This is a genomic window from Shewanella zhuhaiensis (assembly GCF_022484835.1).
Taxonomy (GTDB): Bacteria; Pseudomonadota; Gammaproteobacteria; order Enterobacterales; family Shewanellaceae; genus Shewanella; species Shewanella khirikhana.
Genome location: NZ_JAKUDL010000006.1, coordinates 69,556 through 91,818, shown reverse-complemented (window position 1 = coordinate 91,818; position 22,263 = coordinate 69,556). Strand labels below are relative to the sequence as shown.

Genomic DNA, 22,263 nt, shown 5'->3' with positions numbered 1-22,263 from the left:
ACGAGAATGCCACACGCCCATAGATAAGCAAATAATTGTATTTTATGGCTTTTTGTTGTTTAAGCTGATGAAATCGAAGGTTGTGGATTACGTGAGTCAGCATCCCCTGCTTAAAAATGGCAAGATTTCGCAGGCTGCATAAATCCCACCTGCCATAGCCGAGCATGCGCACTTATGGAAACGTCGTGTGAATTGCCCAAATACAAACCCCGCACTTGGCGGGGTTTGTTGGTTGTGTGCCATCTTAATTAAGCTGTGGCGGCTTTGTCGGTTTTGGCTTGCGGGGCGTCAGCTTCAATCCCCAGCGAACCGGCCAGGCTTGAGAGGGCATCAACCCGGCTGTGGAAGGTCGGCAGGTCGCTGTGGCGTTCAACGAAGTTGGCTTCCCACTTGTATCGTTGCGGCACCACCAGATAGACGTTACAGCCGCAGTCTTTGGCGTCCAGCAGCACGTTTTCGATGGCAAGGCCTGTGGTGGAGTCCATAAAGGGCACCCGGCACAGATCCAGCACCAGAGTATCGGCATTCTTCACCGCAATGGATTCCCGCTGCAGTGTCTTGGCAACTCCGAAAATCATCGGGCCACTGAGGCTAAGCAGCAGGGTGTTGGACTTCTCGTTGATGGCGTCCAGCAGGCGCTTTTCATTGGGGCGCATATCGGAGGCATCGCCTGAATCGTTGATGGCATTGATATTGTGCTCTTGCAGCCTGGACAGGCGGTCGATGGTGATAAGGTTGGCGATAAACATGCCCACGCCCACGGCCACAATCAGATCCACAAATACCGTCAGCACCAGCACTGTGTACATGGTGAAGGCGGCAGAGCGCGACAACTGGTGGGCGCGTTTTACGAACGCCCAGTCGAGAATGTTCAATCCCACCTTAAAGGCTATTGCAGCCAGCACCGCCATGGGGATGTATTCCACTATGTCGGCGGCGGCAAAGAAGGCAACCAAGAGGGCGAGCACCCGCACCACGCCCGAGAGCGCGCTGGTGGCGCCTGACTGGATATTCACCACTGTACCCATGGTGGAACCTGCGCCCGGCAGGCCGCCGCATAGGCCAGAGGCGATATTGCCAATACCCTGACCTATGAGTTCCTTGTCTGAGTCGTGCTCTTCACGGGTCAGGCGGTCGGTGATCACTGCCGTGATCAGCGAGTCGATACAACCCAGAGCCCCCAGCATCACGCCGCTGATCAGCATGTGAGTCAGTTCGCCGTAGGTGAAGGTTGGCATGACCAGCGATGGCAGGCCAATGCTGAGTTCGCCGATACGGCGGATATCGTCAATATCGAAAAACAGTACTGATGCCAAAGTACAGAACACCAGTGCCAGCAGTTGTGGCGGCAGGCGCATGGGCAGCAGCTTGGGCACAAAGTGCATCAGTGCCAGCGCCGAGACTGCCAGAGTCAGCTCGGGCCATTTGATGTTGGCGCTGATTTCGGGCAGGGATTCAATTACCCCCACGGCGCCGCCAGTAATACCGGAAACACCTACCAGATTAGGCAGTTGCAGAATAATCAGCAGCACACCAATGCCCGACATAAAGCCGGAAATCACGCTGTAGGGCATCAGGGTGATGTAGCGGCCAAACTTAAGTGCCCCCAACAAAATCTGCATCAAGCCGGCAATCATCACTACGGTGAAGGCCATGGCGAGGCCTTTGTCCGGGTGCGCGGCGGTGAAACTGGCAATAACGGCGGTCATCACCACAGTCATGGGGCCTGTGGGTTCGGAAATCAGGGTACGGGTGCCACCAAAAATAGCAGCAAACAGGCCGACCAACAGGGCGCCGTAGATGCCCGCCTGGGCACCTGCGCCTGAGGCTACGCCAAAGGCCAGCGCCAGTGGCAGAGACACAATTGCAGCGGTTACACCACCCATCACGTCGTTGGCTCGGGACTTGGAGTCAAAGGCATTGAAAATCGGCACGGCGTAAATTCCTGTGGTTGGCAGTCGTGTGATGTTGGTCACGGAGTTTATAGAGATACGCCGTCCGAGCCAACCTGCAATCTTGCTGGTCGTACAAGGTAGCTAGAACATTGATATCGCTGGGGCGAACGTATGGCGGCCTGCAATAAAAAACTGCCCCGCAAGCGGGGCAGTAGATGGTTAGCGGGCGCCCGGCTCGGCGAAGCGGGTCATCCAATCTTTAACCTGGTTATACCAATAGATGGAATTGTTGGGCTTGAGGATCCAGTGGTTCTCGTCGGGGAAGTAAATCATCCGCGATTCCACCCCACGGGTTTGCAGGGTGCGGAACAGCTCGAAGCCCTGGCCCACGGGTACCCGGTAGTCCAGCTGACCGTGGATCACCAGGGTCGGAGTGTTGAACTTGTCGGCGTGGTAATGGGGCGAGATGCTCTTGTAGATCTCAGGGTTTTCCCAGTAGCCGCCAAAACGGGTGCCATGCACGGCAAAGTCGGCCGACATTTGCGAGTACATGTTGTACACGGCAGCGTGGATCAGCAGCGCCTTGAACGGGTGCTCAGTGCCCAGCAGTACCGAGGTCAGGTAGCCGCCGTAACTGGCGCCACCGGCCACCATGCGCTCGGTGTCAATCCAGGGCTGCGACTCAAAGTACCTGGTTGCTGCCTGAATATCGGCCAGTGGCTTGGTGCGCCAATCGGGGTTGATGGCATCGGCAAAGTCCTGACCAAAACCGCTGGAGCCGTGGAAGTTCGGCCAGGCGGTGACATAGCCCCAGGAGGCGAAGGTCTGGGCGTTCCAGCGGAAACTGAAGGAATCGCCAATGGCATTGTGGGGGCCGCCATGGATAAGCAGAAACAGCGGGTATTTCTTGCTCTTGTCGAAACCGGCTGGGTAGTGCACCCACATCTGGATGTCGTTGCCGTCGGCGCCCTTGTAGGTTACTGACTCGTAGCTGCCCAGATCTGTACTCGCCAGCAGCTGGTCGTTAAAGCTGTCCAGACGGTTGGTGTCGCCACTCTTGGTGTCGATGGCAACCAGCCGGGTTGGGAACATAAAGCTGTCGTTACCGGCTATCAGGGTGTACTTACCGGCCAAGGCTGGCTTGCCGAAGCTGGTGGCCTTGGTGATGGCCCTGTGCTTACCGCTTTTGGCGTCGATATGGTAGATGCGGCGGGTTGCGGCATCATCCACGCTGGCATAAAAGCCCTTGCCATCGGCAGCCCATACAAAGCTGTTGATAGAGCGATCCCAGTTGCCGGTCAGCTCTCGGGTGCGTTTACTGCCAAGGTCATAGACCATCAGCCGGGCGGTGTCGGCATAAAAACCGGCTATTTTCTGGCGGCTGAACGCCAGGGATTTACCATCGGGGCTGAAGCTTGGGCTGCTGTCCGGTGCGTTATTGTCCGGGGTCAGGTTATCGGCGCTGTTGCCACCGATGCGGCCAAGGAAAATATCGATTTTGGGGTCGACCTGATTATCTGAGCCGTTTGAATTAAAGGCTATGTACTTGCCTTTAGAGTCGATATCGTAGCTGGATGCACTTTGGCTGGAGCGAGGCAGTTCGCGGCCCAGCGGCTGGGTGATGGCCTCAATATCGCCGCCCTTGGCGGGAATACGAAATACATGGGCCTGACGGTCTTCTTCAATCCAGTGATCGAACTGTGAGTAGGGCAGGGCGTTCCACTGACGGGCTGACAGCTTCTTGTCTTTATCGGCCTTAAGTTGGGCGGCCATTTCTTCCCAGTTCTTTTGCGGCCACACACGGCTGATAAAATACAGGTGCTCGCCTTGCCACTTGATGCCATATACACCGGTGGGCACCTTGGTCAGGCGGCTGGCCTCACCCGGGCCTGTCATCGGCAGCAGGTAGATTTGACCGGCATCGTCTTTGTCACGCTTGCTGACAAAGGCCAGTTGCTTACTGTCCGGGGAGAATACCGGCTCGCTGGCGCCAAGGCCTTCGGCGGTAATGGGGTTTTGACGCTTGCCGCTTGCGTCGAATAGCCACAGGCGGGTGTAACCCTTGTCTTCTTTCACATCAAAGCGGGTAACAGGGGCAACAATCAGTTTGCCGTCGGGCGATACCACGGGCGAACCGATTCGCTCCATTTGCCACAGACGTTCGACGCTGAGGCTCTTGTCTTCGCTTGCCATGGCAAACAAAGGCAGCAGACAGAGTGCCACCAATAAAGTGAATTTTTTCATGCAATAGGCTCCGGAATGCGGTGTCCAAAGGAAACAAAAATCCCACGGGCGAACGGGATGGCCAATTAAAACCTAAGCCATCCGGCAGCCGGGAAAATCTGCTTTGGCTTGGTCGACTTCCCCCGTCGCCGCCCGCGCCCTGACCTTGCCGAATTCTCGCTTCGGCAAAGAAAGCGCCGTTACCTTACGATAACTGCCGTGGCCTGTCATCTACAGGATTGACTGCCGCGCTGGTGGGGTAGTGGCGTAAAGGGCAAAAAAAAGAGCTCACCGGGAGCTCTTGTTGCTGTTAGGCAGGTTGCAGTGCGCACATCAGCGGTGGCGTTTTTACCCGTTTTACCAGCCAATAGGCGCAAAGCAGGGTGATAAGGCCACCCAAAATCATTACACCGGTAGGGCCCAAAAACTCCATTACCCACACAAAGGCGGCCTTGAGTCCCTGGCGGCGGCCGCTGAGCTCAACATCTGGATTGGCAGCAACCGCCTGGGCGGCGCCAAACAGTATGTAGGTGATAAAAGCGCTGATGGCCACGAAAATTGAAGGCTTGATTGCGGCGCGGGTGGGGCCATATTGCACCCTTTTCTCATTGAAGCTGAGTTTTTCTTTCAGTGCCGACAGTAACTGCTCTGTGGTTTTTTGATCCTGACAGCTGATCGACTGCTCGCGGGTTTCTTTGGGGGTTTTATGTTTTACATACACCAGCTCTGAGTGAATATTGCAGGAGACCTTTTTAATGTCCTCCAGAGCGACGGCTTTGCCATCAACCAGAGCCTCAATATCGTTATCGCTGCTGGCTGATTGTAAACCTTCGAGCGCCTTATCAAGCTTTTCATCGGTTTTAGTGCCAACAAATAAGTAATTGTCGGTGAGAACAATCAGCGTATCGAATACGGATTCACGATTATCGATTATCAGCATGTCATATCCTTATTGAATTAATCACACATATCCATGTTTACTTCTGAGCCAGTAATACAAACAATTTTGAGCTCAGCCAATATAGTTGCCCTCATTTGAGGATTTGTCCAGTTTAGGGTGCCACTCAATAAAATAATGTGTCTTGGGTCAAAGTTATATTTCGAGGCCAGATGGCCAGTAATGTCGTTGAATAACCCGATATAGCAGTATATGGGCAGTGTCTTGTTTGCCACTCGAGTATCAAAAAATAGTTATTGCGGGCGTAGTGAGGGTGGGTGTCAGGCTGCGCTATCGATTCCGGTAAACTAACCGCCAGTATTTGCTTTTGCGAGCATGGGGAAGGTTTTTACGGGCAAGGTCAGGGTTTGCAAAATGATACTTGAAGACAATAAACAGAACGTCATCATGTATTATTTGGTTGGGTGTAGTTAACTGACTCTATTGTATTTTATTGATTTTTTAATTATTCAAGGTTTTTTCATCGCCTTAAGTTGTATTCACTTATCCATGCCTGTGCTTGGCAAGGGGTATTTATGCCAGGGTATTTATTCTTTGGTGACTGCTCGTTGGTTTTTGGCTAAGATGGCGGCGATTTCAACTGTCTTACACTGATTTGGCATTGATGTCATAACGCAGTGTTGTCACAAATATAGCTCCAAGGAATGTAAAGCGTGAAGGGAATAATTGGCTGGAGAAGCCGCGTACTTTTAATAGCCATAATCGCCGTGGCAACAGGCTGTAGAAGCACTAAACTGCCAGACTTTTATGATTTTGATTTACAACGAACGGGAATCGATACCCTCTATCTGGTAACCGATTGCTTTATGCTGGATGAAGGCAGCGATCAACAAACGCTGGACTCCGCTTATAATCTGGAGGTTTGTCAGCAACTGTCCTCAAAACTGTCTGACTTATTAACGCGTCAAACCCAAATTGAAGTCAAAACCAAACTGGTTACCGCAGGTTTGCAAGCAGGACCCTTTAAGCACATCGCCTCATCAATTGAAGATAGCGAAAACGTTACCTTGCCTGTTTATGCCGTCAATAATACTGCGGGGCAGCAGGAACTGTTGCCGTTGAATGCTGTTTCCGCGAGTCTGCATCAACAAATTATGAATCCCGAGCAGCGCGTCGCCTACGCCAGCTCCGTGAAATGGAAGCAATATCAGGAAGTTCAGGATTTGCGACTGTCAGAAAATGACATGCTGTTGTTTGTGCAGTTGACAGGCCTAAAAGTTGATAAGGTATCAGCCAATACCAAGGCGATAGTGACTGCACTGCTGACTATGGGGGCTGGTGCTTATGTTGAGCGTTCAGCTATATCGGCAACGGCAGTGCTGCTGGACAATAAGGGTAATCCCAAATGGGTGGATATCGCATTTTATACCCATGAGGTTGAATCTGAATGCCAGATTGACAGAGCAAAGAGCGACCTGCTGAGCTATTTTCCTTACCCTGGCTTGAACCCGGAAAGTAGTGCGAAGTCCCCCCGTTGTTTCGAAGGTGATCCTCGAGGAAAGCCAAGGGAACCGTCGGCCACTTAAGTCACGGCGTGGCAGTTGACTTTATCTGCCACGGCCGCCACTTTCGTTGTAAAACCTACCAAAGAGTTTCCTGCCATGAATCACGCTGTCGTTAAGTCGCTTGTCTTGTTGATCTGCTTATTACCTTCAGTGGTGTTTGCGGCCGACATCTGGCTGTTTCGCCATGGGGAGAAGGCGCAGGGCAGCGATCCTGAGCTGACACCGGCGGGGCATGAGAGGGCGCAGCGAATCGCGGCGATCATTCAGGCTGGCAGAGATGCGGATGCGCCGCTGTGGCTGTTTTCCACCGATTATCAGCGTACCCGGCAAACCATAGCGCCGCTGGCAGCGATGGCTGGCGCTAAAGTTACCCTTTATAACCCAAGGCAATTGGCAGAATTTGCCGAGGAGCTTCGCCAGTTGCAGGGCACTGTGGTGGTGGCCGGACACAGCAACACTACCCCTGCGCTGCTGAAACTGTTAAGCGGCATTGAGCGGCAGATTTCGGAAGACAGGTTTGACGCCCTCTACCATTTGAAAACCGGGGCTGACGGGGTGGAATTTGAGGCGCTGTCCTCCAACCTTCGCTGAGGCTTATTTGGCGAGTTGATCTTCCAACTGTTTGCGGCGTTTGGCGAGCTTGATGATCTTGATGCTCTCCCACAGGGCGATAAGTCCACCCACAGCCAACAGGCCGTAGCAGTTTATCGGGTCGGCCAAAAAGCTGTGTAATTCGCGGCCATATCCCCAGAGGCCGTAAATACCAAAACCAATCATTATAGTGCCAGGCAAACCGACAACCTGGGTCATCACCATACTCCGCTTTACGGCGGCGAGTTCCACCTGCTCATTCGCGCTCATTGGTCTGCTCCAAAGCAATATTTTTTTTAAAAAGCTAGCAGCAGGATTGGGGCCTGTCATCCTTGGGCTGCCTGTCGATTGATTTGCTGTGGTTATGCATGGTCAACGAAGGTATGCCATAAGCCAATAACAAATGCGACCCAGGTAGGATTTTAGCCATTGTAAGTCAATAGTTTACTCTTGGTTACATCCGGATTTCGCGATTGTTTTGTTAGGATTTGATGGATAATTCACCGGCTGCGATCGCCGGACCAACGCCATCCAAGGAGGAAGGACAATGATCAAATCGTCACTGAGCCTGTCGCTGTCTGCGGCACTGCTTTCACTGGGCTTTGCCGCCAATGCAGAAACCAATTCCATGCAGGACTTGTCCAAACTGGTTCTGGCCGACTCCCCGGTGGTTGTTTATACCGCCAAAGAATTTATCACCATGAACCCCAAGGCTCCCCGCGCCGAGGCCATTGCCGTCCAGGACGGCCGTATTCTGGCCATTGGCAGCAAGGCCGATGTGGGCAAGGTGGCTGGCAGTAATGCAAGGCTGGATAAGTCCTTCAACGGCATGGTGGTGATGCCGGGCTTTGTAGAAGAGCACGTGCACCCTGTGCTGGCGGCGCTGACCATGAACAGCAAGGTTATATCCATCGAAGACTGGGATGCCATTGACGGCTTTTCACCTGCGGTACGTGAACCCAAGGAATATGCCAAGCGTCTGAGCCAGGCGATTGAAGAATATCGCCAGACCAATAACGGTAAGCGCAAGGCATTTGTAACCTGGGGCTACCACCATTACATGCATGGAATGGATTTGTCGCGCAGCTATCTCGACAAGCTGGCGCCCGACTTCCCGGTGGTGGTCTGGCACCGTTCCTGCCATGAGGTGTTCCTGAACTCCGCCGCCCTGAAACTGGCAGGTATCGACACCGCTTTTGTGGATAGCCAAAGCGCCAGCGCCAAGAAGGCCATAGATCTTGACCGCGGCCACATATATGAGCAGGGCTTTTTCAGTGCGCTTGATAAGTTGGCACCGCTGATGGCCACCCCGGAGATCTTCAAGGAAGGGCTGGAGTTCAGCGTTAACTATTACCACCAAAACGGCATTACCACGGCCTCCGAGCCAGGCGGCGTGGTCAGCAAACCATTGCAACAGTTGGTGAATTCGGTTTACAGCGGCGAGTCAACGCCTTTTAACCATTACTTTGTGGTTGATGGGAAAGCCATGGCCAACAGCTTTGGCGATGACCCAGCCAAAATGCTGGCCGAAACTGAACGTGTGATGTCCTGGGGCGAAGGCCGTACCCGCTACTTGCCCAAGCAGGTCAAACTGTTCAGTGATGGCGCCATTTTCAGCCAGCTGATGCAGATGAAAGACGGATACTCCGATGGCCACCACGGCGAGTGGATCATGGATCCGGCCCGCTTTGCCAAGGCATTCGATGCCTATTGGGACGCAGGTTATCAGCTTACCATTCACAATAACGGCGATGCCGGGTTTGATATGGTGCTGGCGTCGCTGGAACAGGCGATGAAGCGCAATCCACGCAAAGATCACCGCGCCATGTTGTCGCACTTCGGCTTTGCCCGCCCCGAGCAGGTAAAACGCTGGATTGAGCTTGGCGGCATAGTGTCGTCCAACCCTTACTATGTTACTGCGCTGGCTGGCCGCTACGGCACCATGGGCATGCGTGAGTCCGAAATGCCCAACATGGTTCCCCATGGCGATGTACTTAAATGGGGCGGCTCGCTGTCGTTCCACTCAGATATGCCAATGGCACCGGCCAAGCCAATGCAGCTGGTGTGGGCGGCGGTTAACCGTGTGACCTACGAGGGCGATGTTGTTGGGCCAGAGCACAAGGTGCCACTGGAGACAGCCCTGAAGGCCATCACCCTGGATGCGGCCTATGCCATTCAGCAGGAGCACAGAGTCGGTTCGCTGGAAGTGGGTAAAGATGCCAACCTGACGATTATGGAAAAGAGCCCGTTCGACGTGGCGCCCGCCGAGCTGAAAGATATCCGTATCTGGGGCACCATGCTGGAAGGGCGGTTGCAGCCCGTAGGTAAGCAGCCAAGGGCAGCCAAAGCAGATGCAGGCGCAGGCACTGGCACTGCGGGCGAAAAGCTGGCGCTGCAGGAAGATATCAGTGACAAACTGGTGAGCGTGCTCAACCACGTGCATTAATGTCGACTACCGTAACTGGCGCAGTCTGATCAGTGCCAGTCACAGGCTGAATCTGTTTTTACAGTTCACAGACACACCTTAAAAAAGGGGCATTCGCCCCTTTTTTTATTGGCGCGCTTCTGCGTGTACACAATTCATAATCAAATCTAATAATCCCTATAAGCTTAGCCTTATCGTTCATCGCCGCAGCCTTGCCTACAATGGCCTCACTTTCGAAAACAAAGTATTTCAACACCAAGGAGTGAACGATGAAAAAGTCAATGATTGCACTGGCCCTGATTGCTGCTACCTCTTATGCCAACGCCGCCGCACCTGAGAGCGGCTTCTACTTCGGCGCCGGCGCCGGCCAGACTGACTTCAACAATGTCAGCACCGACAGCCACCTGAAAGACGGTGACGACACCGCCTGGAATGCTGTTGCAGGTTATCAACTGAACAAATATTTTGCCGTCGAAGCTGGCTGGCAAGACCTGGGCACCCTGGATGCCACCGATATGCGCGGCGCAGCGGCTCAGGGTCAGAACATCGACGTGAGCGGTGCCACCCTCGGCATTGTGGGTACCCTGCCACTGTCTGAGAAATGGTTTTTGACCGGTGAGGCGGGAGCCTATCAGTACCACCTCGAGCACCAGATGGGCGTGGGCAAGTACGTGAGTGCCACTGACACCTCTCCCTATGTGGGCGCCGGTATCGGTTATCGCATCACCGACAATATGGACGTGACCGCCAAGTACCGCCGTTTCACCGATATCGATGAAACGGCATGGGAAACCGCCCATATGGACGCCGAAACCGTTGGCGTGCAGCTGACCTACCGCTTTGGCGCCAAGCCAACCCCGGTTGCCGTGGTGGCTCCAGTGGTGGAACCAGCGCCTCAGCCAGAGCCGGTTGAGCCCAAGTACGAAACCAAAGTTGAAAGCGCCAGTGTGGCGGTACTGTTTGGCTTCGATTCAGCCGCCCTTACCGGTGAAGGTCAGGCCAAGCTGGACCAAATCGTGGACCTGTCAAAGCAAAACGACAAAGATGCCATTGTGCTTATCGGTCAGGCCGACAACCAGGGCGATGCCAGCTACAACCAGATGCTGTCTGAGAAGCGTGTTGCCACAGTGACCGATTATCTGGCCAGCCACGGTGTTGACGTGCAGTCCATGGATCAGCGCGCCGAAGGTGAAACTCAGGCCCATGGCGACAGCATCAACGAACGTCAGCTGGAGCGCCGTGTGATTGTGACCCTGACTGCCGAAAAGCAAATCCAGGTAGCGCCTTAATCACCTCAGTTTAGGGTGAGCTGACAAGTCACCGGATGTAGTGCCAGGCCCTTCGGGGCCAATTGACCGGCGTGGGAAGGCGTCCAGTTCATAGCGACTCAACAACTATGTTCACTCCCCCGGTCGCCTTTCTCCGACAGAACGTCGATCAAGGCTTGCCTCTGGCGATTGTCAGTCAAACCCGGGGCCCGCAAGGGCTCTTTTTACTCCAGGGGGAAACCCAAATAAAAGCCCGCTCAACTGAGCGGGCTTTTTTGTATTTGAACTCAGATTCAGTCGGCAAGTTTCAGTATCACAGGCTCGCCGAGTTCGGGGTACTTGTACATACAAGCGGTAAACGCCGGGTGCGCCAGCCAGTTATCGAGCCAGAGTCGCAGCGCTGGATAGGGGGCGCTGGCAAACCAGCGGCTGTCGACCGCCGCAAACTGGCGGATAAAGGGAAAGATGGCAATGTCGGCCAGCGTTGGCGCTGCGCCAAGCAAAAAGGGGCCGCTGGACAGGCGCTGCTCCAGTAGATCCAAAAATTCGCAGCATCTGTCACGGTAGTCTTGCTGGCTGGCTTCGGGATAACGGTCGAAATACTTGTACTTATCCAGCCAGGGCTTGAAGTTGATATCGTTGGCCGTAATCAGCGTAAGTGCTTGTTCCTGCTGATGGGTGAGCTGTGCTCTTATTGCACTATTCTGGCTCATCTCAATGGCCCAGCGCACGATATCCAGACTTTCGCTTATCACCTCGTTCCCAGGCTTAACCAGTACAGGCACAGTGCCTTTGGGATTGGCCGCCAGCAGTCCGGCGGGTTTGGCCTTGAGGCTGATTTCCTGTACCCGCACTGGCACCCGGCACAGAATTAATGCCATACGGGCGCGCATGGCATAGGGGCAGCGGCGAAAGCTGTAGAGCAGCGGCATTGACTCGTTCATCGTCGGCTAATCGAGGTTAAAGATGGCGCTACTGTAACATAGTTGCCGGGGCTCCATTCGCGCCGCCTGCGAAATACCCAAGTGCCAGACTGACAGCGCCTGGCAACGCTGTTATGCTTTAATCACTTAAAAACAACACGTTGTGTTGATATGACAGCCAGTGTCATATGACAGTCAGAGGGCATGGCGGCCCAGTGTCGGCGACCGCTGGCCGGGAATTTGGCCTAATGACGACATCAACCACAACGGAGAGAAGTCATGGATGTTAAAGCCAGGGAAACCAGTTTCAGCAAGGGATATGAGTTTGAATTTCAGTACCGCGAACACCGGATTTTGGCACGTGCCAGTGCCAAGTCTGGGGTGGAAACTGTGCTGGTGGACGGTGAGGAAGTCAGTCGCAGGCTGAATTGGCGGCGCCGCTCGGTGCACAGTTTCAGCCTCGATGGACAAAAGCTGGACGTGGAGTTTCATCTGGCCAATATGCTGACCGGCGAGCTGCACTGTACGCTGATAGTGGATGACACCCACGATGCCACCCAAAAGCAGCGGCTTCAGGCCTCGCAGCGTTTTTCCAAAAAACGCCTGCTGGTGCATTTTGTCTGCGGCGCCGTGTTTGGTTTTGTGGGTATGCAGCTTGTGCTCAAATGGTGGGGGATATAAGCATGCAGGTGGATGCGAAAAAAATCCGCACCGAACGGGGGAGCCGCGGCTGGACCCAGCAACATCTGGCCGATGCCTGCGGTGTGAGCCTGCGAACCATTCAAAGAGTCGAGCGCTATGGGCAGGCATCGCAGGAGACACTGCTCGCCCTGGCTGCAACCTTAAACCTGAATGCTGCCAGCTTGGTGCAGCCCGAACCTGAGTTAGTGCGGCTTACCGAGCCGGAAACCGACCAGCCTGAACATCGTTGGCGCTGGTTACTGCAGGGTGCGGGTGCGGGTTTTGTAGCCGGCATACTGGTGATGTTTCTGACCCGCTGATAACGCACTGAGCGCTGTTTAGCTTGGCATTCAATACCGAGGGAGCCATGGCCTGTAATCAATGCGCGTCATCCGTCTTCAGGCAAAAAATCGGCCGCTGCCGCCGTTGCATGCTGATGCTCGCAGCCTTGTGTCTGCTGGGCTGGCCTGCTTGGTATTGGCTGTTTGCTGATACTCCAGCCAGTGTCGGTTCTATTGCGCTGCTGTTTTTCTGTCTGGCCTGGAGTTTGTTGCTGGCGCTGCACCTATTGGTGTGGGGCTGGCGGCGTGCCCTGGGGCAGCAATAAAGCCATACCCAAAGCCGTTGCCGGGTGATATAACTTTCTGTTGAATTAAGATGCTGTTGAACATCACATGAGTAGCGAAAAGGAGTTCAGGGTGCGTGTGCCGATTATGGGCATTTTGCTGCTGTTGCTGGGGGGAAGCCTTGGGCCGTCACAGGCCATGGCACAGGTTTATCGCTGCGTGGACGGCGATGGCAAAATTCGTTTTCAGGATGATATTTGCCTGCCGGGGGAAGCCGAGCAAAAACTTGACCCGGGAAACAGGCGTAAGTCGCTGAAAATGAAGCAGGCACTTGCCAGTCAGTCATTGCCGCCGGGGGCCGCTGGGCGAGTGAGCCCTGATGGTCTTCTGGGTGTTTGGTGCGCCTATGGCCTCAGTAACGATGGCGAACATATCTATCATGATGAAGACCCCGGCGTCTGGAACTTTCGTGATTACAAGCAGATGTCCTACACAGTAAGTTCGGCGTTCCGCCAGGGGCAGGAAATGTTCAGTGAATATCATCTCGACGGGGTGAGTATTCAGTCGAAAAATAAGCTGGTGGGTGACTGGGAAGTGGTGTCGTTCAACGGCAGTACCATGACATTGGCCAATGGTGTGGGCTATCAGTATCTTCGAAAAGGTATGTGTTTCTAGTCAGCATGACAGCAACAAAAAAGGCGCTCATCGGAGGCGCCTTTTTTGTTGTTAGGATTTAAAGCTGCTCGTGTCCCATTTTAGAAGTGGCCACAGAGCTGTCTTTCACAGGGGATGCCATCTCCGTCACCGTCCATCTTGGTGTTGGGGCAGTTGTTGATATAGAAAGTGGCTTCCTCACAGGAGCGCATTTCACGGCAATGGGTTTTGCCTTCACAGCGAAAACTCGGGGCCTCGGCTACTGGCCGCAGCGGCGCCAAATCTGTGTCCGGCAGCGCATGCTGGCTGTCTGGTTGCAGCTTGTTTGTTGGCGAGATCAGCGCATGGACCATGGGGGCAATCTTGGGAAAGGCAAAGGCAATCAGCCCCAGCAATACAGCCCCTTTAAGCAGCTTGCCAACCGACAGGCCTGAGGTCGATGCAGGTTTTTGCTTGGTGGCGGGCGCTTTGATGGGTACGCCTTCGATGCGAGCGATACCGGCCCTGGGTTTGCCATCTGCTGGAATTTCTATTTGAAACAGAATGATATCGCCTACCTGTGGCGGCCGTATCATGTGTTTCAGAGAGGAGATATGAATAAAAATGTCTTCTGCATCGGCCCGTTCCGGTTTGATAAAACCAAAACCCCGATCTGCGTTCCATCTGATCAGTGTGCCGCGTTGCATCCTGTATTCCCTGAATATGCCCCAAGGGGCAGGGATGAGGCCGGTTTGCCCGAATGGCGCTTCATCCCTGAATTGCGTATGGCCGATGCCTTTATAGTTATTACCCTGAGTTTAAACTCAGAATATTTGCTCGATACTTTAGCGGCTTAGGTCGCAGGAAACAAGGTTTGTATACAATTTGGTGACATCCTCCGCGGCAAATGCAACTTTTGTTTGCAAAGTAAGGATTTGCCAATGTCGTCAGGTTATTTATTGCCTATGAGCTGGTATCTTCAGATTTATCTGCGGGACGGATTCCCGGGCAATCGAAGGAGCCACAATGAAACACTCTGTAATTGCACTCAGCATGGCCGCTGCGGCCTTTGGGGCACAGGCCACCAGTCCGACCAAGCCCATGGCGGACTTGATTTATTTCGGTGGTGACATAGTTACCGTGAATGATGCCCAGCCGGAAGTTGAAGCACTGGCGGTGAAAAACGGCAAAATCCTCGCCCTTGGCACCAAAGATGACGTGATGCGGCTGCAATCTCCCGATACTGAAGTGGTTGACCTCGGCGGCAAAACCCTGATCCCCGGTTTTATGGACGGCCATGGGCATGTGTTCAACACAGGTATTCAAGCACTGTCTGCCAATCTGCTGGCCCCTCCCGATGGTGAGGTGACTGATATAGCCTCATTGCAGCAAACCCTCAAAGACTGGTATGCCAAAGCAGAAAATCAGCAGCACGGCGTTATTCTGGGCTTTGGTTATGATGATTCGCAATTGAAGGAAAAACGTCATCCAACCCGCCAGGAGCTGGACGCGGTTGCCAAAGATGTGCCTGTGCTGATTATCCATCAGTCAGGACACCTGGCTACTTTCAATAGCAAGGCGCTGGAACTGGCTGGCTTTTCCCCCGAGAGTAAAGACCCTTCTGGCGGCAAAATCCGTCGTGAAGCCGATGGCAAAACCCCCAATGGTGTATTGGAAGAGATTGCCTTCTTTGGCGCCCTGATGCCTATGTTTGCCAAACTCAACCCAGAAGAAAATGAAGTCATTTTCAAGGCGGGTATGGACCTGTACGCCAGCTATGGCTATACCACAGCCCAGGAAGGCCGTGCTTCACCTTCGGCAGTGGAAACCATGTACAAGGTGGCCAAAGACGGCAAGCTCAAGCTCGATGTGGCTGTGTATCCAGATATTCAGGTAGCGCAAAGCGTGATTGCGCCGCCGTATCTGTCTGATGTGTATATGAATGGTTTCCGTGTGGCCGGTGCCAAGCTCAATCTGGACGGCTCGCCTCAGGGTAAAACCGCCTGGTTGACCGAGCCCTATCTGGTACCGCCTGAAGGCCAGCAGCCCGGCTATAAGGGTTATGCCAGCATGAGTGATGAAGATGCTGCCAAATATGTGGAACTGGCCCAGGCCAATGGCTGGCAGCTGCTGACCCACGTGAATGGTGATGCAGCCATCGACCAGCTGATTAAGGCAGTGGAAGCCAGTGAGAAAAAGCATGGCAAGACCGATCGCGGCTTCGTCGCTATCCACGCCCAAACCGCCCGTAAGGATCAGGTTGAGTCCTTTAATCGACTCGGCATTTTCCCATCCTTTTTCCCCATGCATACCTTCTATTGGGGCGATTGGCACAGTGACTCTGTGCTGGGTAAAGAGCGTGCCTCGCACATTTCACCAACCGGTTGGGCGCGTGAGCTGGGGATGATTTTCACCTCGCACCACGATGCTCCGGTAGCCCTGCCTGACTCTATGCGGGTGTACTATGCCACAGTGAACCGTATCAGCCGTACTGGTCGGCCAATTGGTCCGGATCAGCGGGTGACTCCGCTTGAAGGGCTTAAGGCGCTGACGCTTTGGGCTGCTACCCAATACAAGGAAGAAAACTCCAAGGGCTCGCTGGAGTTGGGTAAAAATGCCGATTTGGTGGTGCTGTCAGCCAACCCGCTGAAAGTGAAGCCTGAAACCATTGCCGATATCAAGGTGGAACAGACCATCAAAGACGGCGTGACCGTCTACAGTCGTGCGGCTGCCACCCACACCGCCGCAAGCGGCTGTGCAGGTTCTGATAAATGCGCCAAGGTGGCCGCGGTTGCTATGGCAGGTGCCGGCATGCTGCATCATATGCACTGATAATCGCTGAACCTGTTCAGCCTCCCGAAAAGCCCCGCTCGGCGGGGCTTTTTAATTGTGGGGTTCTGCCAACTGCTGCTTATCAGAGGGCGATAAGGGCTTCGACTAAAGAGGCAATCAGAGAACTTGAGTGGTCAGATGAGTTTGGCCATAATCAGAACACCATGCTTCAGGGAACGATTATGTACCGCCTTCACCGCTTACAGGGTCATATCCAAACCATTTATCTTGCCGAGCACCCCCAGGGACTGGTGCTGCTGGATGGTTGTTGCCGCGCCGATGTGACCGAAGTCTGCCGCTTTATCCGAGAAGAACTCAAGCGGGCACTGACCGATCTTAAGCTGGTGGTCGTCACCCATATGCACCCTGACCATGCCGGTGGTGCCGCGCGGCTCAAGGGTAAAACCGGTGCTAAAATCGTCGCTGCCGATGTGCCTGGACACTGGTATCGCGGCCTCGATGGTATCGCAATGCACCTGACCGATATGGCGTTGGCCGCCTGGGTCGCCAAACGCATGGGGCGGCCGCTCAAGTGGTTTTGGTACAGCCGCAAGCTAAGGGCGGATGTGCTGCTGGGCGACGATAGCCGATTGCCGGGGTTCCCCGAATGGCGGGTGTTTCATTGTCCCGGGCATACCGACCGGGATCTGGCGCTGCTGCACGAAGAGGAGGGCTGCATTTACGTGGCCGATCTGCTGGTAAAGGTGAAAGGCCGCTATATTCCGCCGTTTCCGCTGTTTTATCCCAACCGTTACAAAAGCTCGTTGATGAAGCTCAAGTGTCTGGCGCCCGCGCGGGTGCTACTGGCACACGGCGGCGAAGCAAGCCTGGAAGAGATTGACCTTGACCGGGTATTGGAACAGGCGCCCAGCGTGCCTATGACCCACTGGCGCTCGGTGAAAGCCAAGTTAAAGCAGATCCTGGGGCGCAGCTGACACTTGTGTGAGGCCCTGTCGACCGGCATCATGGTTTTTTGCATTTGTTGCAGGAACAACAGTGACCCAGTCTTCCAACGCAGCGCAGCCTTTGGCCCGGCGGCAGGCAACGACCAAACCGGCTGCTGCGCCAGCCGCATCTCCTTTTTCCCAGCAAGAATGGCGAGCCATTAATATTGCCGCCCAGGGGTTGCTGTCGCCGCCTGCGGATGTGACCGCCTGTGTCAGCCAACTTGGTTATGTGCAGATTGACTCGATACAGGTGGCGGCCCGCGCCCATCAACATGTACTGCACAGTCGCATGCCCCATTTTGCGCCGGATGCTCTGGAGCAGGCGCTGGCAGACAAACAGATTTTTGAATATTGGTCCCACGCTGCGGCGCTTTTGCCCATGGCTGACTATCGCTTCAGCCTGCCGCGGAAGCTGGCACTGAAAAATGGTGGCCGCCACTGGTTCGATAAAGACGGTGATGAGATGCGTATGGTGCGCGAGCGTATCGGCGCGGAAGGACCATTAAAAGCCTCTGATTTTGAACATAAAGGCCATACATCCGGCCCCTGGTGGGACTGGAAGCCCGCCAAAAAGGCGCTGGAGCAGCTCTTTATGGAAGGCGAGCTGATGGTGGTGCGCCGTGATGGTTTTCAAAAGGTGTATGACCTCAGTGAGCGGGTGCTGCCTGCCGGTGTCGATCAACGGCCGCCGACCGAGGATGAATATGCCCGTTACCTGATTGGCCGCTACCTTGATGCCCAGGGCCATGGCAGCCTGAAGGAGATGACCTACCTCAGAAGTGGCCTTAAGGCGAGCGTGACCACGGCACTGGATGCCATGGTGGAGGCAAGAGAACTTTCGTGGTTCAAACAGGGGCCCGAGCGCAGGTATTTTCGGCCCAATCTGCAACTGCCTAAATTGCCGGACAAAGTGTGGCTGCTCAATCCGTTCGATAACCTGCTGATCCAGCGGGCACGGCTGAAGCAATGGTTCGATTTTGATTACCAGATTGAGGTGTATCTGCCTGAGCCCAAGCGCCGCTTTGGTTACTATTGTCTGGGCATTTTGTGGCAGGACACCTTTATCGGCCGGGTGGATGTGAAAGCAGACCGTGAAAAGGGACTGCTGCGGCTTAAATACCTGACTCTGGAACCGGCTGCTGTTGGTGTTGATGGCAACTTCAAGGCATTTTTAGAGCCACTGGCCGAGGCCTTCGGCGAGTTTTGCCGCTTCAATGGTCTGAAACGCTGGAAGCTTGAGGGCGCAAGTGATGCAAGACTCAAGCGCCATTTCTCGCGCCAGGTGTGGATTTAGCCCCTTTAAAACACAGGGCTTTGCAGGTCGGGGCAAGCGCTGGCATCATGTAGGCCGATTTGGTTTTTCCTCTGCACGGAGCACCCCTTGAACTGGATGCAATTTACCCTGTCACTGCTGGATATTCTGATTTGGCCCGCCGTTATCGTTGGCCTGAGTTTGCTGCTTCGACGCCCCCTGGCACAGCTGCTGCCGCAGGCCAAAAAACTCAAATACAAAGACTTTGAGATGGAGTTTGGCGAAGAGCTGAAAGCCGCCAGCCGTGAGGCGCGTCAGGCGTTCCCTGAACTGGTGTCTGATAAAAAAGCCCAGCTGATTGCCTCGGTTGAGAATCTGCCCAATTCTGCCATTTTGGGCGCCTGGGGCGAGGTGGAGGATGAAGCCGAGGCGCTGCTTCGCAAGCAAAATCCTACCCTTGAGCTTAACAGTGAGACGCCCTACAAACACATGGGGGAGCTGCTGGTGATGGGCGGTCATCTGGATACCGCCAAAGGCAAGCTGTTTACTGAGCTGCGTCGGCTACGCAATAAGGTCGCCCATGCCAAAGATTTTCAGGTTGGCCGCGCCGAAGCCATTCAATATGTTGAGCTGTGTTTCCAGCTGAAAGGGCATTTGGGGCAGGGCAGGTCTGTGGCGTAAAATGCCCGGCGTTTTACGTCCGAAGCAGTTCAGGAAAGACAGATGAGCGTTCAGATAGAATTTACCGCCGATGGCTCCCACACGCTGGTCAACAGCGAGCTGGATGAGAGTTACCATGTGTTCAAAGGGGCGCTGACCGAATCTGTCTATGTGTATATTGATGCCGGTTTACTGTCGCTTCATTCACGACTGCCCGAGAGCGGCCGCATCCGGATCCTTGAAGTGGGTTTTGGCACAGGTCTGAACGTGCTGTTAACCGCGCAAAAGGCCAAAGCCGCCGGGCTTAACGTCAGCCTCACTACCCTGGAGCCTTTTCCTATTGGCAACGAGATTGTGGCGCAGCTGAATTACGCCGAGTGTCTGGCAAAGCGCGGTGACTATGGCAGCCGCGATGAACTGAAGGCTTGTTTGGCGGCGCTGCACCGGGCGCCCTGGGATGCCACCACCGAGGTGGCCGGACTGGAGCTCACCAAGATCCACGGCAAGCTTGAGCAGCAAAGCTTTGCCGAGGGTAGTTTCGATCTGGTGTACTTCGATGCCTTCGCCCCCAGGAAACAACCTGAGCTGTGGGCGGGAGAGCATTTCCAGCGCTTGTATCGCTATCTGGCTGAGCAGGGATTGTTGGTGTCTTACTGCTCTAACGGTCAGTTCAAGCGCGACTTGAAAGCCGCCGGGTTCGGGGTAGAAGCCTACCCTGGCCCCATGGGGCGTCGCCATATGACCCGCGCCTGGAAAGGTTTGGCCTTTAAGTAACGGCCTGAATTTAAACACGGGTTTGCGTGAACATAAACTCCCGGATAGCTAATTCCAGAGCACTAATTCCTGAGCACTAATTCCAGGCGCTTTAACTCCCTATATAGCGGTCGTTTTGTTCCAGTAACATGGCTTCAAAATGCTCGCTGGCCACCGCCTTGCCGTACAGAAACCCCTGAGCATAATCACAGCCTTCGTCTCGGATAAAGGCTTCCTGAAAGGCGTTTTCCACCCCTTCTGCTATCACCGCCAAATTCAGTTTGTGCGCCATGGCGATAATGGCACGGGTCAGTTCGCGGTTTTGTTCGTTGAACTCCAGATGGCTGACAAAGCTGCGATCGATTTTCAGGGTGTCGAAGGCGTATTTTTGCAGATAACTGAGGGAGGAGTAGCCGGTGCCAAAGTCATCCAATGAGATGCTGACCCCAAGCTGGCGCAGCCTGGTGAGGCTGGTTTTGGCGTGATGTTCATCCTGCAGCAGTATGCCTTCGGTGATTTCCAGCTCCAGACTCTGCGGCGGCAGCTGATACAGTTTTAGCAGGTCGTCGATGTGCTCCACAAAATGGCGCTCGCGGAACTGCAACGGTGAAATGTTTATCGCGACCTTGAATGGCTGCTCGGTCAGCAAATGCCAGCGAGCCGCCTGCTTAAGCGCCTGATGCAGCACATAATTACCAATCTCAATGATCTGACCGTTGCTTTCGGCCAGTGGAATAAAGCGGTCAGGTCCGACATTGCCAAGCTCAGGGCTGTGCCAGCGAAGCAGCGCCTCGGCGCCGATGATTTTGCCGCCCTGACGCAGGCACATCAGCGGCTGAAAATAGACGTGCAGCTCGTCAAGGCGCAGCGCATCGAGCAGGTGGGACTCCAGCAGCAGCCGCTCATTGGCGGCCTTTTGGGTCTCTTTACCAAAGTAAGAGACCCCGGCGCCTTCCTTTTTGCTGATACTCATGGCTGCGCTGGCCCGTTGCAGCAAACTTACCGAATCCGTGGCATCCATTGGTGCCAGTGCCACACCAAGGTTGGTTTTCACTGTGATGCTGTTGTCGTTGACGCTGAACGGGATTGAACAGTCGTGCAGAATGCGTTCAATCACCTGCTCGGCGAGGTCCGGGTTTCTGTCGTGCCTGGCCGCGAGCACAAATTCGGCGCCGGCAATGCGCGATAAAATCCAGTCATCGGGTAACTTCATACTCAGCCGCTGGGCGAGGCTGACCAGAATTTGATCCCCCGCCAGATAGCCGTAGCTGTCGTTCACCGACTTGAAGTTTTTCAGGCCGAAATAAATCAGGGTGAGCTGTTCGTCGTCCTTAATCACCGGCAGCATTTCCTGCAGCCGCTGGGTTAGGGTGGCACGGTTGGGCAGGTGCGTCAGTGCATCGTAGCTGCGGTGAAACTCCAGATGACCTTCGGCGGCGGTGCGCTGCTCAATTTCTTTTAGCAGCCGGGCACTGAGTTCGGCCAGGCTTTGGGTGCGCTCCCGCACCTTGGCTTCCAGTTCCTGATTCAGCGCCTGTACTTCGGCCTTGTGATACAGCACCTGCAAGTGACCTTCGATGGCCGATTGAAAGCGCCCGAGCAGCGAGTATGTGCGGTCGCTGAAGTGGCGCTCTTTGCTGTCGAGAATACAGATGGTGCCGAAGGGGGTGTCGTCCGGCCAAAAGATGGGCAGACCGCAATAGCAAATCATCCCCAGCTTGATATCGGGGTTGTGGTCCCATTCGGGATCGTTAAGAGCGTTGGGGACCACCAGTGGTCGACGCTCTTTGATCACAGTCTCACAATAGAGGCCGTGCCCCAGGTCGTCGCGGGCATGGGGGGCATAGGGATTGCCGCTGCTGCGACTGGTTGAAAAGACTTCCATTTCTTTTGCGTGGATACGCATGATGAGCGCGGCCGGACACTCGGTGATGTCGGCCACCAGATCCACGATTTCCTGCCAGCCTTCCAGCATGCTGGCGGGTACTGAAATTGTTCGGGTGTCTATTTGAGCCATGTCCCTTTTCCGCTGGTTGCAGCCTCTTGGGGCCGCTTCCGAAAATTATGGACCATTGAACCAACATCACAACCACAGGACTTTGTGCGAGGACAAGGTTTCCTTTTTAGTCTAGTTCATCGTGGGGAAACACT

Annotated in this window: 21 protein-coding genes; 14 read left to right on the top strand and 7 right to left on the bottom strand. The window is 54.5% G+C overall.

Annotation, left to right across the window (positions count from 1 at the left end):
• Window positions 1-248 precede the first annotated feature (248 nt).
• The 3 genes from MJ923_RS16020 to MJ923_RS16010 form a co-directional block, all read right to left on the bottom strand.
• Window positions 249-1,934: a SulP family inorganic anion transporter gene (locus MJ923_RS16020; RefSeq protein WP_240591937.1), complete on the bottom strand. Its 1,686-nt coding sequence runs from the start codon at window positions 1,932-1,934 to the stop codon at window positions 249-251.
• Window positions 1,935-2,114: 180 nt separating this feature from the next.
• Entirely contained in the window at window positions 2,115-4,139 is a 2,025-nt protein-coding gene (locus tag MJ923_RS16015; protein WP_240591936.1) for a S9 family peptidase, read from the bottom strand.
• A gap of 289 nt (window positions 4,140-4,428) precedes the next feature.
• The gene (locus tag MJ923_RS16010) at window positions 4,429-5,058 is read right to left on the bottom strand and encodes a hypothetical protein (protein ID WP_240591935.1); all 630 of its coding nucleotides are present in this window, start codon (window positions 5,056-5,058) and stop codon (window positions 4,429-4,431) included.
• A gap of 671 nt (window positions 5,059-5,729) precedes the next feature.
• On the opposite strand from MJ923_RS16010, the gene MJ923_RS16005 reads away from it, so the two are divergent.
• Window positions 5,730-6,602 (top strand): hypothetical protein, encoded by an 873-nt coding sequence (locus MJ923_RS16005; RefSeq protein ID WP_240591934.1) that lies wholly within the window; start codon window positions 5,730-5,732, stop codon window positions 6,600-6,602.
• Between the two features lie 75 nt (window positions 6,603-6,677).
• Window positions 6,678-7,172 carry a phosphoglycerate mutase family protein gene (locus MJ923_RS16000; RefSeq protein WP_240591933.1) on the top strand — a complete coding sequence of 165 codons (495 nt, stop codon included), beginning with the start codon at window positions 6,678-6,680 and terminating at the stop codon, window positions 7,170-7,172.
• A gap of 3 nt (window positions 7,173-7,175) precedes the next feature.
• On the opposite strand, the gene MJ923_RS15995 is transcribed toward MJ923_RS16000, so the two are convergent.
• Window positions 7,176-7,442, bottom strand: a complete 267-nt coding sequence (locus tag MJ923_RS15995) for a hypothetical protein (protein WP_240591932.1) — start codon at window positions 7,440-7,442, stop codon at window positions 7,176-7,178.
• A 277-nt stretch (window positions 7,443-7,719) separates the two neighbouring features.
• Between MJ923_RS15995 and MJ923_RS15990 the strand changes: the two genes are divergently transcribed.
• Window positions 7,720-9,618, top strand: coding sequence for an amidohydrolase (locus tag MJ923_RS15990; RefSeq protein WP_240591931.1), 1,899 nt, complete (start codon window positions 7,720-7,722; stop codon window positions 9,616-9,618).
• 248 nt (window positions 9,619-9,866) lie between these two features.
• A complete protein-coding gene (locus MJ923_RS15985; RefSeq protein ID WP_126168295.1) occupies window positions 9,867-10,886 on the top strand; it encodes an OmpA family protein in 1,020 nt (339 codons plus the stop codon).
• A gap of 272 nt (window positions 10,887-11,158) precedes the next feature.
• On the opposite strand, the gene MJ923_RS15980 is transcribed toward MJ923_RS15985, so the two are convergent.
• A complete protein-coding gene (locus tag MJ923_RS15980; RefSeq protein ID WP_240591930.1) occupies window positions 11,159-11,809 on the bottom strand; it encodes a glutathione S-transferase in 651 nt (216 codons plus the stop codon).
• Between the two features lie 258 nt (window positions 11,810-12,067).
• On the opposite strand from MJ923_RS15980, the gene MJ923_RS15975 reads away from it, so the two are divergent.
• The 4 genes from MJ923_RS15975 to MJ923_RS15960 all read left to right on the top strand — a co-directional run bounded on the left by MJ923_RS15975 (window position 12,068) and on the right by MJ923_RS15960 (window position 13,710).
• Window positions 12,068-12,469 carry a hypothetical protein gene (locus tag MJ923_RS15975; protein ID WP_240591929.1) on the top strand — a complete coding sequence of 134 codons (402 nt, stop codon included), beginning with the start codon at window positions 12,068-12,070 and terminating at the stop codon, window positions 12,467-12,469.
• 2 nt (window positions 12,470-12,471) lie between these two features.
• Window positions 12,472-12,789 carry a helix-turn-helix domain-containing protein gene (locus tag MJ923_RS15970; protein WP_240591928.1) on the top strand — a complete coding sequence of 106 codons (318 nt, stop codon included), beginning with the start codon at window positions 12,472-12,474 and terminating at the stop codon, window positions 12,787-12,789.
• Window positions 12,790-12,836: 47 nt separating this feature from the next.
• Window positions 12,837-13,076 carry a DUF3624 domain-containing protein gene (locus tag MJ923_RS15965; protein WP_240591927.1) on the top strand — a complete coding sequence of 80 codons (240 nt, stop codon included), beginning with the start codon at window positions 12,837-12,839 and terminating at the stop codon, window positions 13,074-13,076.
• Window positions 13,077-13,143: 67 nt separating this feature from the next.
• The gene (locus MJ923_RS15960) at window positions 13,144-13,710 is read left to right on the top strand and encodes a DUF4124 domain-containing protein (protein WP_240591926.1); all 567 of its coding nucleotides are present in this window, start codon (window positions 13,144-13,146) and stop codon (window positions 13,708-13,710) included.
• Window positions 13,711-13,790: 80 nt separating this feature from the next.
• On the opposite strand, the gene MJ923_RS15955 is transcribed toward MJ923_RS15960, so the two are convergent.
• The gene (locus MJ923_RS15955; protein ID WP_240591925.1) at window positions 13,791-14,375 is read right to left on the bottom strand and encodes an excalibur calcium-binding domain-containing protein; all 585 of its coding nucleotides are present in this window, start codon (window positions 14,373-14,375) and stop codon (window positions 13,791-13,793) included.
• On the opposite strand from MJ923_RS15955, the gene MJ923_RS15950 reads away from it, so the two are divergent.
• The 6 genes from MJ923_RS15950 to mnmC2 all read left to right on the top strand — a co-directional run bounded on the left by MJ923_RS15950 (window position 14,283) and on the right by mnmC2 (window position 20,133).
• Window positions 14,283-14,525: a hypothetical protein gene (locus MJ923_RS15950; RefSeq protein WP_240592064.1), complete on the top strand. Its 243-nt coding sequence runs from the start codon at window positions 14,283-14,285 to the stop codon at window positions 14,523-14,525. The genes MJ923_RS15955 and MJ923_RS15950 overlap by 93 nt on opposite strands.
• A 169-nt stretch (window positions 14,526-14,694) precedes the next feature.
• Window positions 14,695-16,500, top strand: coding sequence for an amidohydrolase (locus tag MJ923_RS15945; protein ID WP_240591924.1), 1,806 nt, complete (start codon window positions 14,695-14,697; stop codon window positions 16,498-16,500).
• Window positions 16,501-16,682: 182 nt separating this feature from the next.
• A complete protein-coding gene (locus tag MJ923_RS15940) occupies window positions 16,683-17,435 on the top strand; it encodes an MBL fold metallo-hydrolase (RefSeq protein ID WP_240591923.1) in 753 nt (250 codons plus the stop codon).
• A gap of 91 nt (window positions 17,436-17,526) precedes the next feature.
• Entirely contained in the window at window positions 17,527-18,741 is a 1,215-nt protein-coding gene (locus tag MJ923_RS15935; protein WP_240592061.1) for a winged helix-turn-helix domain-containing protein, read from the top strand.
• Window positions 18,742-18,837: 96 nt separating this feature from the next.
• Window positions 18,838-19,380: a hypothetical protein gene (locus MJ923_RS15930; RefSeq protein ID WP_237158877.1), complete on the top strand. Its 543-nt coding sequence runs from the start codon at window positions 18,838-18,840 to the stop codon at window positions 19,378-19,380.
• Between the two features lie 42 nt (window positions 19,381-19,422).
• Entirely contained in the window at window positions 19,423-20,133 is a 711-nt protein-coding gene (gene mnmC2 / locus MJ923_RS15925) for a tRNA (5-methylaminomethyl-2-thiouridine)(34)-methyltransferase MnmC2 (protein ID WP_240591922.1), read from the top strand.
• Window positions 20,134-20,224: 91 nt separating this feature from the next.
• On the opposite strand, the gene MJ923_RS15920 is transcribed toward mnmC2, so the two are convergent.
• A complete protein-coding gene (locus MJ923_RS15920; protein WP_240591921.1) occupies window positions 20,225-22,129 on the bottom strand; it encodes a sensor domain-containing phosphodiesterase in 1,905 nt (634 codons plus the stop codon).
• Window positions 22,130-22,263 lie beyond the last annotated feature (134 nt).

Coding starts and splice junctions, on each gene's coding strand:
- MJ923_RS16015 (WP_240591936.1), bottom strand. CDS start 4,139: ATGAAAAAATTCACTTTATTGGTGGCACTCTGTCTGCTGCCTTTGTTT.
- MJ923_RS16010 (WP_240591935.1), bottom strand. CDS start 5,058: ATGCTGATAATCGATAATCGTGAATCCGTATTCGATACGCTGATTGTT.
- MJ923_RS16000 (WP_240591933.1), top strand. CDS start 6,678: ATGAATCACGCTGTCGTTAAGTCGCTTGTCTTGTTGATCTGCTTATTA.
- MJ923_RS15995 (WP_240591932.1), bottom strand. CDS start 7,442: ATGAGCGCGAATGAGCAGGTGGAACTCGCCGCCGTAAAGCGGAGTATG.
- MJ923_RS15990 (WP_240591931.1), top strand. CDS start 7,720: ATGATCAAATCGTCACTGAGCCTGTCGCTGTCTGCGGCACTGCTTTCA.
- MJ923_RS15985 (WP_126168295.1), top strand. CDS start 9,867: ATGAAAAAGTCAATGATTGCACTGGCCCTGATTGCTGCTACCTCTTAT.
- MJ923_RS15980 (WP_240591930.1), bottom strand. CDS start 11,809: ATGAACGAGTCAATGCCGCTGCTCTACAGCTTTCGCCGCTGCCCCTAT.
- MJ923_RS15975 (WP_240591929.1), top strand. CDS start 12,068: ATGGATGTTAAAGCCAGGGAAACCAGTTTCAGCAAGGGATATGAGTTT.
- MJ923_RS15970 (WP_240591928.1), top strand. CDS start 12,472: ATGCAGGTGGATGCGAAAAAAATCCGCACCGAACGGGGGAGCCGCGGC.
- MJ923_RS15965 (WP_240591927.1), top strand. CDS start 12,837: ATGGCCTGTAATCAATGCGCGTCATCCGTCTTCAGGCAAAAAATCGGC.
- MJ923_RS15960 (WP_240591926.1), top strand. CDS start 13,144: ATGAGTAGCGAAAAGGAGTTCAGGGTGCGTGTGCCGATTATGGGCATT.
- MJ923_RS15950 (WP_240592064.1), top strand. CDS start 14,283: ATGAATAAAAATGTCTTCTGCATCGGCCCGTTCCGGTTTGATAAAACC.
- MJ923_RS15955 (WP_240591925.1), bottom strand. CDS start 14,375: ATGCAACGCGGCACACTGATCAGATGGAACGCAGATCGGGGTTTTGGT.
- MJ923_RS15945 (WP_240591924.1), top strand. CDS start 14,695: ATGAAACACTCTGTAATTGCACTCAGCATGGCCGCTGCGGCCTTTGGG.
- MJ923_RS15940 (WP_240591923.1), top strand. CDS start 16,683: ATGTACCGCCTTCACCGCTTACAGGGTCATATCCAAACCATTTATCTT.
- MJ923_RS15930 (WP_237158877.1), top strand. CDS start 18,838: ATGCAATTTACCCTGTCACTGCTGGATATTCTGATTTGGCCCGCCGTT.
- mnmC2 (WP_240591922.1), top strand. CDS start 19,423: ATGAGCGTTCAGATAGAATTTACCGCCGATGGCTCCCACACGCTGGTC.
- MJ923_RS15920 (WP_240591921.1), bottom strand. CDS start 22,129: ATGGCTCAAATAGACACCCGAACAATTTCAGTACCCGCCAGCATGCTG.